16 protein-coding genes and 1 tRNA gene are annotated in these 11,484 nt (G+C 34.4%); 7 read left to right on the top strand and 10 right to left on the bottom strand.

Annotation, left to right across the window (positions count from 1 at the left end; all coding sequences use genetic code 11):
- Nucleotides 1-132: 132 nt before the first annotated feature.
- Together C6988_RS08405 and C6988_RS08400 are read left to right on the top strand one after the other, a co-directional pair.
- On the top strand, nt 133-912 hold the full coding sequence (locus C6988_RS08405) for a proteasome assembly chaperone family protein (RefSeq protein ID WP_182134594.1): 780 nt from the start codon (nt 133-135) through the stop codon (nt 910-912).
- 2 nt (nt 913-914) lie between these two features.
- Nucleotides 915-1,523, top strand: coding sequence for a hypothetical protein (locus C6988_RS08400; RefSeq protein WP_182134593.1), 609 nt, complete (start codon nt 915-917; stop codon nt 1,521-1,523).
- Here the strand turns inward: C6988_RS08400 and C6988_RS08395 are convergent.
- Nucleotides 1,520-1,822 (bottom strand): single stranded DNA-binding domain-containing protein, encoded by a 303-nt coding sequence (locus C6988_RS08395; protein ID WP_182134592.1) that lies wholly within the window; start codon nt 1,820-1,822, stop codon nt 1,520-1,522. The genes C6988_RS08400 and C6988_RS08395 overlap by 4 nt on opposite strands.
- 151 nt (nt 1,823-1,973) lie before the next feature.
- On the opposite strand from C6988_RS08395, the gene C6988_RS08390 reads away from it, so the two are divergent.
- Nucleotides 1,974-2,077, top strand: a tRNA-Leu gene (locus tag C6988_RS08390).
- A gap of 44 nt (nt 2,078-2,121) precedes the next feature.
- Here C6988_RS08390 and C6988_RS11100 read toward each other — a convergent pair.
- Nucleotides 2,122-2,244: a hypothetical protein gene (locus tag C6988_RS11100; protein WP_255464443.1), complete on the bottom strand. Its 123-nt coding sequence runs from the start codon at nt 2,242-2,244 to the stop codon at nt 2,122-2,124.
- Nucleotides 2,245-2,427: 183 nt separating this feature from the next.
- Here C6988_RS11100 and C6988_RS08385 point away from each other — a divergent pair, with 183 nt between their 5' ends.
- The 3 genes from C6988_RS08385 (at nt 2,428) to C6988_RS08375 (ending at nt 3,893) form a co-directional block, all read left to right on the top strand.
- Entirely contained in the window at nt 2,428-3,048 is a 621-nt protein-coding gene (locus C6988_RS08385) for a hypothetical protein (RefSeq protein ID WP_182134591.1), read from the top strand.
- A 1-nt stretch (nt 3,049) separates the two neighbouring features.
- Nucleotides 3,050-3,670: an HD domain-containing protein gene (locus C6988_RS08380; RefSeq protein ID WP_182134590.1), complete on the top strand. Its 621-nt coding sequence runs from the start codon at nt 3,050-3,052 to the stop codon at nt 3,668-3,670.
- Between the two features lie 76 nt (nt 3,671-3,746).
- Entirely contained in the window at nt 3,747-3,893 is a 147-nt protein-coding gene (locus tag C6988_RS08375) for a hypothetical protein (protein WP_182134589.1), read from the top strand.
- A gap of 86 nt (nt 3,894-3,979) precedes the next feature.
- On the opposite strand, the gene C6988_RS08370 is transcribed toward C6988_RS08375, so the two are convergent.
- The 7 genes from C6988_RS08370 to C6988_RS08340 all read right to left on the bottom strand — a co-directional run bounded on the left by C6988_RS08370 (nt 3,980) and on the right by C6988_RS08340 (nt 10,019).
- Entirely contained in the window at nt 3,980-4,291 is a 312-nt protein-coding gene (locus C6988_RS08370) for a hypothetical protein (protein WP_182134588.1), read from the bottom strand.
- Complete coding sequence (hemB, locus tag C6988_RS08365; RefSeq protein WP_182134587.1) at nt 4,288-5,271, bottom strand: porphobilinogen synthase; 984 nt, start codon at nt 5,269-5,271, stop codon at nt 4,288-4,290. The genes C6988_RS08370 and hemB overlap by 4 nt, the downstream gene beginning before the upstream one ends.
- Before the next feature lie 36 nt (nt 5,272-5,307).
- Nucleotides 5,308-6,396, bottom strand: coding sequence for a hypothetical protein (locus C6988_RS08360; protein ID WP_182134586.1), 1,089 nt, complete (start codon nt 6,394-6,396; stop codon nt 5,308-5,310).
- Nucleotides 6,397-6,482: 86 nt separating this feature from the next.
- Nucleotides 6,483-7,292 carry a mechanosensitive ion channel family protein gene (locus C6988_RS08355; RefSeq protein ID WP_182134585.1) on the bottom strand — a complete coding sequence of 270 codons (810 nt, stop codon included), beginning with the start codon at nt 7,290-7,292 and terminating at the stop codon, nt 6,483-6,485.
- 2 nt (nt 7,293-7,294) lie between these two features.
- A complete protein-coding gene (locus C6988_RS08350; protein WP_182134584.1) occupies nt 7,295-8,059 on the bottom strand; it encodes a DUF432 domain-containing protein in 765 nt (254 codons plus the stop codon).
- 50 nt (nt 8,060-8,109) lie between these two features.
- Nucleotides 8,110-9,369, bottom strand: a complete 1,260-nt coding sequence (gene hemA, locus C6988_RS08345) for a glutamyl-tRNA reductase (RefSeq protein WP_182134583.1) — start codon at nt 9,367-9,369, stop codon at nt 8,110-8,112.
- Nucleotides 9,366-10,019 carry a precorrin-2 dehydrogenase/sirohydrochlorin ferrochelatase family protein gene (locus C6988_RS08340; protein WP_182134582.1) on the bottom strand — a complete coding sequence of 218 codons (654 nt, stop codon included), beginning with the start codon at nt 10,017-10,019 and terminating at the stop codon, nt 9,366-9,368. Before C6988_RS08340 ends, hemA begins: the two co-directional genes overlap by 4 nt.
- Nucleotides 10,020-10,127: 108 nt before the next feature.
- Here C6988_RS08340 and C6988_RS08335 point away from each other — a divergent pair, with 108 nt between their 5' ends.
- A complete protein-coding gene (locus C6988_RS08335; protein ID WP_182134581.1) occupies nt 10,128-11,138 on the top strand; it encodes a siroheme decarboxylase subunit alpha in 1,011 nt (336 codons plus the stop codon).
- Nucleotide 11,139: 1 nt separating this feature from the next.
- Here the strand turns inward: C6988_RS08335 and C6988_RS08330 are convergent, their stop codons facing one another.
- Nucleotides 11,140-11,478: a hypothetical protein gene (locus C6988_RS08330; protein WP_182134580.1), complete on the bottom strand. Its 339-nt coding sequence runs from the start codon at nt 11,476-11,478 to the stop codon at nt 11,140-11,142.
- Between the last annotated feature and the right edge of the window lie 6 nt (nt 11,479-11,484).

Here is an 11,484-nt window from a genome sequence, read left to right as displayed (position 1 = left end):
AAAACCAAAGACCAAAAAGCGCTCAAAGAAAGCATCTAAACCAAAACGCAAATCGGCTAAAAAATCTAGAAGATAAACAAATCGCTTCTTTGCATGTTATGATTAATATGCATTGTAGGTTTAAGCTAAATATTGTCTGATGAAAAGATATCTGTAGAAATTTCTGAATTACCGAATCTTTCTAATCCTCAATTAATATGTGGATTACCTGGAAGCGGTTATGTAGGCAAGCTTGCAGTTGATTATTTGATTGACAAGCTACAGGCAAAACAATTTGCAAATATCTACTCTTCATCATTTCCACCACAAGTTTCCATTCGAGAAGATGGCACTCTTGATCTTGTAAAGAATACACTTTATTCTGCAAAAATTAATTCTCAAGAGTTAATCTTTCTTACAGGTGATGCACAGCCAGTATCTGCACAAGGTGAATATGCATTAACTGATGAAATAATTAACCTATGCAAAAAGCTTAATGTAAAAAAAATTTTTACACTAGCAGCATACATTACAGGAAAGTTTTCCAAATCTCCCAAGGTGTATGGCACTAGCACTTCTAGTGATATAATAAAACAGTTCTCAGAATATGATGTCTCTACAATGAATAGAGGAAACATCACTGGAATGAATGGTGTAATAATTGGAATTGCAAAAAGATCCTCTATCCCTGGAATTTGTCTTTTAGGGGAGACATCTGGATACGTAATTGATGCCAATGCATCTAAAGCAGTTTTAGAATCGCTTAGTAAGATTTTGAATATTACAATTGATATGTCTGAGCTAGAACAACGTGCAAAAGATACAGAAGAAATAATCAAAACCCTCCAGGCTCAGGCCGCTTCAAAGGGCAGTCAAGAACAGATTCCGCAGTTTCGGCCTTCTGATGACAAGAGCCTAGGCTACATAAGCTAAAAATGAAAAAACGCGGAATTGTAATCGGAATAATTGGGATTCTAATTTCGACAGCTTCATTTTCTATGGTTTTCTCATTTTTCCCACAATCTCAGACCGGTCTTGATGGTAACTTTATTCTGCCAGAACTTTTAGAAGACATGTTTGATGATGTCTCTGTAGAGACTGAAATCATGGCAGGACAGTCTTCTGTCTTTTCATTTTCAACTTCTGATTCTGATGTTCCTCTTCTTTGGGGTGTGCAAATAATTGATTACAAAGAAGATGATAATCTATCTATTGAGATATCAAACATATTTGGAGATTCACTTGGAGTCTTTGAGCAGCAGGGACCTGTACTCTTTGAGATCTTTTTAGCTCCTAGCAGTGAGGTGTACAATTTTGAGATTACAAACCAGGGTTCTAGGGCAGTTCTTGCTGTAATGATGTTTGCAGAAGACCCTGATAATTCAGAAGCATTTTCTAATCCTAATTCTCCATTAATGACCACATTAGTACCATTAGCAATTGCTGGAATAATTCTGATAATTGGAATAATTGTGGTAATAGCTGGCGCTATAATCACAGCATTTGATTGGAAAAAAGGACAGGATGAATCTAGATATCTCTAAGAGATAACTTCCATCTGACCAAATTTGCCTTTGGTTAGAGAAACTTCGCCTTTGAAGGAATTTGTGTAACCATTAGTAATCTTTAGCTTATTACCATCGTTTACTTTGGCAATGTCATCTCCCCACAATGTGAGTTTGATCTCTCCACCTTCAGCATCAACTAGATAAGCATCACAAACATCAATTGTTCCGCCTGCTTTCTTGTTTACTGTTCTTGGTTCGCCTTTTCGTTCTACGGTTCCTTCGATGTTTACACCGCTTCTCATGTTCTTTGCTTGTTCAGCAGTTACAGTACTCATAAAATCCAGTTTCTGCGAGGCAATTATAAAGTTTTTTTTGGAATCATAATTGATGTGTTACATATCCATTCTAAAACTCATTAAAATTTGTAAAATCTGAGTTTTTTACAAAAACGTAATTGAAAAATACAGGCTTTATGAGATCCTCATTGCAGGGGTATCGAAGCCCGGTCAACCGAGAAGGACTCAAGATCATGACAATAGGAAATCCTTTCCTTTAGGGGTTCGTGGGTTCAAATCCCACCTCCTGCACCATAATTTTCATTAATAAAAAATACCGAATATGTGAAAATTTCGTCTTATGCGACTAGAATCTTGACCTTAGAAGTAGAATGTCTTGATATCTCAGAATGCATCTTTGCATGAACCTCGTCTTTGAAAGTTAGATTGCATCTAAAACACTTCCAGGCTGACTCAGTCATGGGTATATATGTGCAATTTTACTTATAAAGATATTGCATGATTCATCCATTTTTTTCAATTTCGTGATCAGAAGATCTAAAAAGTTGAATTTATTTGAAAAATTATTATTTTTTTGAAATTTTTTCATGCCTAAATGCACTATTCCAAGGGTTTAGATGCAAAGATTGCCCACATAGTAGAAAATGGATGACTTTTTTGAAACAATTGGTGAGTTTTCCTACCTTGGAATCCTGTTTTTATTAATTGCATTAAATGCGGCTCCATTACTTATGCCGCCAACCTGGATTGTCTTATCATCATTTTATCTACTGGACCCTAACCTTGATCCAATAATTCTGGCCTTGATTGGGGCGACTGGTGCAACTATAGGAAGATTCATCCTAAAACAGATTACTGGCATGTTTAGAAGGTTTGTAGGAAAAGATCAAAAGTCCAACCTTGATGCCATTGGGGACTATCTCAACAAAAAAAGATACGGCTACACCATAGCATCTTTTCTGTTTGCAGCAACTCCACTTCCTAGTAACATGTTATTTGTTGCATATGGATTGATGCGAGCAAAAAGTATTGGATTGTACATTGGGTTTTGGTGCGGTCGTGCAATATCGTACTATATCATGATACTGTTCAGTAATATTGCACTAACACCATTTTTACAAATGTTTGAAGAAAGATACATTGGAATTCTTTTAGCAGATGCTGTTGGTGTTGGTGTGGTGATTTTATTTGCATCCATTAACTGGCAGATATTAATAACTCAAAGAAAACTAAAATTTGTCAGACCAAAACTTTGGAGATTTTAATTTGAATACACTTGATAGTTTAAAAAAAGAAGTACAAAAAAGAATGGTAAATGATTCTGCACATGACTTTGATCACATAATGCGAGTTTACAAAAATGCAGAGAAACTATGCGAAAAAGAAAAAGTCAATACTCAACTGGTACTATGTGCCGTACTGTTGCATGATGTAGTGTCCTACCCAAAATCTGATAAACGTTCTAAAACTTCCTCAATAAAAAGTGCACAGAAAGCAGAACAAATTCTCAAAAAATATAATTTTAATTTAGGAGAAATCAAAATTATCTCAGATGCAATAAGGGACCACAGTTTTTCACGCAACAAAGTACCAGAGACCATGGAAGGAAAAGTTTTGCAAGATGCAGATAGATTGGATGCTGTTGGAGCCATTGGTATTGCTAGAGTGTTTGCAGTGGGTGGTTCAGAAAAGCGACCCATCTATAACAACGAGGATCCATTCTGCTCCAAAAGAACTCCAAATGACCAAGAGTGGACACTGGATCATTTTTACAAAAAACTACTAAAACTCGAAAAAATGATGAACACAAAATCTGCAAAAATTGAAGCTAAACGACGAACCAAAATTCTCAAGAATTATCTTACTGAACTAAAAAAAGAGATTTAGTCATTATCAATTACTATGATTAGGCATGCCACAGATTACTGGGTATTGCGATATATTCCATAATATATGGTAATTCATGTCAACAATTCAAGTTTACAGAACACCAAAATTGGATTCAAACAACACACACGAATTCAATAAATCTGGACAAAATTACCCAAAATTTTGTGCATATGACATGATTGGTCTTGGATGGATAATGGAGGATGCTTCTTTTGATTAAGAATTTCATCAGTAATATCACTCGAACATTAAAAAAAGAAGGTCATCTTCAATACAATTCTGACCTACTAGAATCTTACAAATAGATTATCCATAATCAACATATCTGTCGTATCTTTTTTCTACTTCTTTATTTTCACCTTTCATAATTTTATCAATCTCAATTTTTGTTCTATTCTGAATGTATTTTTTCATTTCTTGAAACTTTTCATCATTTGGCAATTTCAGGAAAAGTGGTTCTAATTCATTAAAGTATTCTACAACCTTTTTGTGATATTCTTCCCTAGTAGGATTTTTTATTCCGTTTAGACGAAAAAAGATTACTGCCCAACTTGAGCCAACAACATGTGGCAGTAAATCAAACGCACGCTCAATCTCAAAGCGTTGTTCGTCCCTCATTTGGATTCTTGCAAAAATTTTGCAGCTTGTTTAGCAAAATATGTTACCATCATATCAGCACCTGCACGCTTTATAGAGTAAAGAATTTCGTGGATTATCTCTTTTTCAGGAACCCATCCTTGTATGGCTGCACCCTTGACTAATGCATATTCTCCTGATACGCTATAGGCTGATACGGGAACATTGAATCTTTTTTTAGTTTCTGCAATTAAATCAAGATACGCTAAAGCAGGTTTTATCATTACTATGTCTACTCCTTCATTGATGTCTGTTTCAACTTCACGTAATGCTTCTCTGGCATTAGTATATGGAACTTGGTATGATCTTCTATCGCCAAATTTAGGTGCACACTCTGCAGCATCTCTAAATGGGGAATAAAATGATGATCTATGTTTTGCTGAATGAGACATAATCCCTACATTGGTAAAACCTGCATCATCTAATGCAGCTCTAATTGCAAATACCTGTCCATCCATCATCGCTGATGGGGAAACAACATCTACTCCTGCCTTTGCTTGACTAACTGCAATATTTGCTAATGTTGCAATGCTCGAATCATTGTCAATTGAATTTCCTTTAACATGTCCACAATGACCTGATGTAGTATACTGGCATAAGCAAACATCTGCCATGATAACAATTTTTTCGCCATAATTTTTTCTTATTTGTGTAATTGCTTTTTGCACAATTGCATTTTCCCCTAGTGCACCTGTACCTGCATCGTCTTTCTTTGATGGGATTCCAAATAACATTATTGCAGGTATATTTAGATCAGAGATAGTTCCAACTTCGTCTATAACATCATCCAATGGCAATCTTTCAATATCTGGCATAGAATCTACTTTTATTCTACTTTTTAGATTCTCCTGAACAAATACCGGACATATGAAATCACTTGGCGTTAATATTGTCTCTTGCATCAAATCTCTCATTTTTTCAGTATTGCGTAATCTTCTTAGACGTCTGGTTGGAAATGACATACTAGAAACCCAATCCATTTGTTTCTTATACTTTACTTAATTCTTTTTTCGCCTTTGTAATTCTTCTAAGTATTTTTTATCTGACTGAAACAGAGTTTTTCCATTTTGAATGGTAGTTCGTATGTGCTCTAATCTTCCTAAATCCCCCAATCCTGATTTAATGAGTTGATTAACTGTGTCTAGGGTATCATCATTAGGTTCTTTTGTTGATTTTGGAATGTCGGATTCATCATTTTTTATAGTTTTATTATTTTCAGATTCATCTTCCTCAATCTTCTCTTCAACACTTTCTAGCTTCTCTTCAATTTCTGCATCTACTTCCTCAATCTTCTCTTCAATATCTTTTTGTTTTTCTTGAATTTTTTCAACATGTACTTTTATTTTTTTATCAATTTGCTCTTCAATTATCTCTTCTACTTTTTCTTCCACAGCTGGAATGATTCTTCGCTTAACTAGAAAAATGACTCTTAATATCCATTCTAACACGACAACCAAAATTATGAATTCAATTACTCTGCTAACAAAGAGGGGAAACTCTTGAAATCTCTTTTCAATATCTTCAACAGAAAAGAAATTTGTGGTATCTGAAAAGAATGCTGAACTAGTTAGAAAAACACCGAGTAGTGCAAAAGGTAGTAATTTTCCAACGTCTTTTGCAAGATCCTCTTTGTAGTATGATGTAATCCTGGTTGATGCAATTACTGATATTGCGATTAATAGGACTACTCCCATAGGCATATCTTTTGCTAAAATAAACATGAACATGGAATATATCAAAAACCAAACGTAGATGATTATTGGAAAGAGAAATACATATGATGCCACAAAAGCTGTTACTTTAAGGGGAGAAATCCTATCATTCCTGTTATATTTTTCAAAATCAATTTTGATAATTTCTCTTCTTGCAATAAATCGATAGAAATGCCATACGAAAATGGCATATACTACCATTCCAATTATGTACAGTCCAAGATCAATTACTGTAGAACCCGAAGCCAAGTTAGTAGTTATTTCATCAATATATTTTTCAGGAGAGTCAAAATCAATTTTGATTCCCTCATCTATCAAGTCACTCCAACTCTTTTTTTCATGAATTTCCTGCCCGTATGCTGTACTTACCCCCATCCCAAAAACAAAAAGTAATAGGAGAATTTTTATCATAATGAACCTAATGTAGTTTTTTAGAATTTAAGGAATGTTGTAGCATGATGCTATTTTGCATTATGAATAACTCTTTGTGGAAATGGAATCTCAATTCCAGCTTGATCTAATGCATTCTTTAAGACCTTAAGCAAACCTGGAACTACTTCTAGCAAATCATCCCTTGGGAACCAAACTTGGACTTTAATATTTACACTGTTGTCCCCCAACTCTGTCACAAAAAATTGTGGCCCTGGTTCAATCAATGCATACTGAACTTTCGCAGCTATGGCCTCCTTCATTACATTGATTGCTTTCTCGATATCATCATTATATGATATGCCAACTAAAACGTCAGTTCTTCTAATTTCTGAAAGTGCAAATGTTCTCAGTTCCGATGTAAATACTGTCTGGTTGGGAACTCTTACTAGGGTTCCATCAAATAACTGGATTTTTGTTGAAAAAATACCTATGTCTATGACTTTTCCAAGCAGATTTGAGCCTTGAATTTCAACATTTTCTTTAATTTTGATAGGTTTTTCAATTAATAGAAAAATTCCCGATACTAGGTTTGATACCACTGATTGAGTTGCAAAACCAATTACAACACCAAAAATTCCACCGGCAACAACTAGACCCGAAAGATCTATACCTTGACTTGTCGTAACTCCTAAAAGAGTAATTACAATAATTCCATAATACAAGAATTTGGTCATGTTTTTAGCAGTATGAACTGGCATTGTGGGGGCAAATTTCTTCTGAAAGATCATCCGAACAATTCTGGCAACTATGACACCGACTGCTACTGCTATTGCAGAGATCAAAATTTGCCAGACTGTGATTCCAGAATCCATAATGTCTGTGCTTAAAAATTCAAACATTGTTAATCAAACCCCTTATCCATAACAAAACTTGCTGATGAGTCAGTTCCTGCATCTGATACTTGCCAATCTTCTCCAGCTGTCTCAAAAACCGTTTTCATCAATTCCATATTTTCCCCACTGATGTCTGAATATACTCTGGCAGTTAGATCATCAATGTGGACTTCTGTTGATTTTTGTTTATAGTATACCTTATGTGCTGTTATGGGAAAAACAAACTTGCCTATTTTTACGCCTTGTTTTAATTCATTTTTTATAGTAATCCTCATCTTTGCCCAAACATATGGTTCCGGATATTTATCATAAATTTGTGAAACCTTCGAGTACATGCATAAATTCCCGCCATCCGGGACCCCATACAGTCCAAATCTTGAATGCATCGGTTCACATGTAATTACATCTAGCATATCTGCAGACAATTCTGATTTGATAAAAATTCCAATTTCTATTGGAACTTTGATGGATATTTCTACATTTGATTCTGGAGTAACCAGAATTTGTTTGTCTAGTCTCAAAAAAATCAATCCGTTGGTTTTTTTCGCTGGTAGATTAATTGGCAATACAGGTGCAATTGTTACCTGAATTGATTTCATTGATGGAATTGATTTCTCGATGGTATTTTGTTCAGAATCTTCTCGAAAATATGCGAAACCATTATCAAGTTTTTTAAATTGAATCTTTGTTCTTGGAAGTTTAATGTCAATGTCACTATCTACAGTATATGTGTCATAAAATGAGTAAGTCTCTTTCTCAACATTTGATGACATGGCTGAGCTAGGCATTTACCATATTTAATGAAATATGATCTTAGCTCTGCCTATGTTTCTTTTTTCTTATAATTGAATAGTTTACTGGCTGCATCTAAAATTTCAGGATTTCCTTGTTCAGATGCTTTTCTTAAATTATTCATTGGAGCTGAAACAATACTCTCAACTACAGCTTTTGTTAAATCTTCGATAATTTTGATCTTTTCTGAATCATTTTCGCCTAGCATCTGAAGAGCTTTTTGTAATTCTTTTTCTCTTAGGACATCTATATTTTTGAAGACGTCTTTCACAATTGGTTCTGCATCCAGTCTTTTCATAGAGGCCTCAATTACTTGTAATTCTTCATTAATTATATTTTCAACTATTTTGACTTTATCTTGTCTTTTTCGCATGTTTTTATCGACCATTTCTGCAATTTGATCCAAGTTCATCAGTTTAATGTTCCCCAGTGTTGCTACTTTTTCATCAACTGTTCTTGGATTTGACAAATCCAAAATCATCATACCTTTTTTCTTATCTTTTAATGCCTTTGCAATTCTTTCATACGTTACAAGAAAGTATGGAGCTGTTGTAGCAACAAAGATGACATCATATTTTTCAAAACCTCCGAGCACTTCTTCAAATTTTACTGCTTGACCTCCCATAGTTTCACAAAACGCTTGAGAACGTTGGAGTGTTCTACTAGTTACAGAAAACCCATAGCCTCGTCGGTTTAGTGATTTGGCAACAAGTGTGGATACTTCGCCTGTGCCAATTACAAGGATTTGTTTTGATTTTAGATCATCAATGTTTTCTTCTGCAAGCTTTACTGCCATAGAACCTACTGAAATTCCACCTTTGCTGATGCCTGTGGTGTTTCTAATACGTGTTCCAATTCTGATGGCCTTGTCAAATAATGTATTGAGTCGTTCCCCTGATGCTTTATTGATCCTTGCAGTTGTAATGGAATTTTTTATTTGACCGAGAATTTGTTCTTCGCCAACAACCATTGAATCTAAACCTGAAGTAAGTTTTAACAAATGAAGATATGCCTCATCATCTATTTCTATCTCTAAATTTTCTTTGAATGCACTTTCTTCTAATCCTGAAAGTGATGCCCAAGTCTTCTGGATTTTTTTTATGTCGCAATTTTTCCCAGTGGCAAAAATTTCTATTCTATTGCAAGTCTGCAAAATGACACACTCTTCTGATTCTGAAAACTTTCTAAATTCCAAGAGAGCATTTTTTATATCTTTGAAAGTAAATCGCTCAAGAACATGTATTGGTGAATTACGAAATGTTACCCGTGCATTTATCACATTTTGATTCATTTCCAGTCCCTCAACATTTGATTTGCTCGTTTCTGTGCAATTTCCAATTTGTTGTCTTTTATTAACTGTTTAATCTGATTATCATTAATTACTGCGTATAGGTACTTTTTTCGTTCTATCTGTGTGCTAATTTCTTTTTTGGCATTTTGACGAGCGATCTCTTGAATTTTGATTAATTCAATATCTTCTCTTGTAATGAGTTCTTTGAAGACCCTCTCAGCTTGCATCTTGACTCTTCTTGCCATTGCGGGGCTTTTTCCTTTTGTTGAGATTGCAATCTGAATTGTATCTTCAATGTTAATTACTGATGGATGTGCAAAATCACTAATCTCGGGGTCATCTGATGCATATGCTAGACAATTTAATTTTCTAGCAGCTTCAACAATTTTTCTATTAAGATTTTTGTTATCTGTTGTTGCCATAACTAAGTAGGGCTTATGTTTTGAAAGAAAATTAGTTTCATCCAATTTGGCATTTTGAAATTCAATTTTCTTAGAATCTACATATTTTTTGATTTGTGTATTAATCGAATCACTTATCAGAAGTATTTTGCAGTCTTGTGTGAGTAGTGAGTTTATTTTTTTAAGGCCTTCTGCACCTCCTCCAACAACTATCACTAAATTCCCCTTTAGATGTAAATCAACAATCAATGATCTGAAAACCTTGATTTTCTATTTATAACTATAAACTCATTTAGGAATACAACTAATCTCTCGCTACATTTTTAATTGAATGATGAAAAAATCGGTTAATAGATTATGGATGATTTAGATAAAGAAATTTTAAATGAAATTCAATGGACATTTCCATTAGTTTCTCAACCCTATCATGAAATTGCCAAAAAATTCAATGTCTCACCTGATGTGATAAAAGAACGACTCACAAATCTAAAAAAAATCGGTGTCCTGCGACAACTAAGTGCAATTTTTGACACTCGTAGATTAGGATACAAAAGCTCCCTTGTTGCGATGGAGATTGAGCCTGACAAATTAGAATATGTGGCCAATCAAATTAACCGTCATCCTGGTGTGAGTCATAATTATGAAAGAAACCATCAGTTCAATCTCTGGTTTACATTAGCTGTTCCTCCGGGCTCTGATCTTAAAACCGAAGTTGATAAATTCAAAAAAATTCCCGGCATTCTAAAAGTAAGAATGCTTCCAACAATTCAGCTCTTTAAGATTGGTGTTAAACTTGACATGGTTGAAGAAAAAAAACACGACATAAAACCTTCTGAGGAAAAAAAGAAGATTCGCGATGTCAAATTTGAACCGACCGAAGAAGACAAAGAATTCATACGACAACTACAAAAAGATCTTGAGATAGTAGATCGCCCATTTCTAAAACCTGCAACATCATTAGGGTTAACAGAAGATCAGGTGTTTGAAAAATTGCGTTATTATGAAGAGATTGGAGTAATGCGTCGTTATGCTGCAATTTTACGGCATCGTGATGTTGGTTTTACTGCAAATGGAATGATAGTGTGGAAAGTTCCAGATGAAAGAATAAAAAATGTTGGTGAATTACTAGGCGCATTCCCGCAAGTGAGTCATTGCTATCAAAGACCAGTTTACTCTGATTGGCCTTACAATGTCTTCTCAATGATTCACTGTAAATCAGAAACTGAGGCAAATGAAATGGCAAAAACGATAGAAAACCAGATTGATGTTCATGAATATAGGATATTATTTAGCTCACGTGAATTCAAAAAAACTCGTGTAGAGTATTTTGTTGAACATGATTTTTCCATAGAAGAAATTACCGCATAACCTACGCTTCATTTTCATCATGTCCAACTACATGACTAGAACAAAAGTATGCATCATTGACATTGCAATAGAATAGTGATTCTTCTCCACATTCTTTACATGATGGTTTTTTATCGTTTTCTGATAATTTCATATGATAGATTTTACTTCTGACTTTGACCTTTCCTTCTTTGTATATGCGTGTAAAATTACTAAAATAGGATCTTTCTATTTCATCTAATTGTTGACCTGATTCAATTTTTTTGATTATGGTTTTCCATTTTCCATACTCGCCAATTCTTGCAAGCTTTAATCTTTCAATAATCTCTAGGGTTTTTTTAGAGTCAAACTGTTCTGTCATGAATGT

Origin of the sequence: Nitrosopumilus sp. b1, assembly GCF_014078545.1 — an archaeon.
Classification (GTDB): Archaea; Thermoproteota; Nitrososphaeria; order Nitrososphaerales; family Nitrosopumilaceae; genus PXYB01.
Note: the sequence above shows the minus strand (reverse complement) of the source record. Positions and strands in the feature narration are given on the sequence as shown.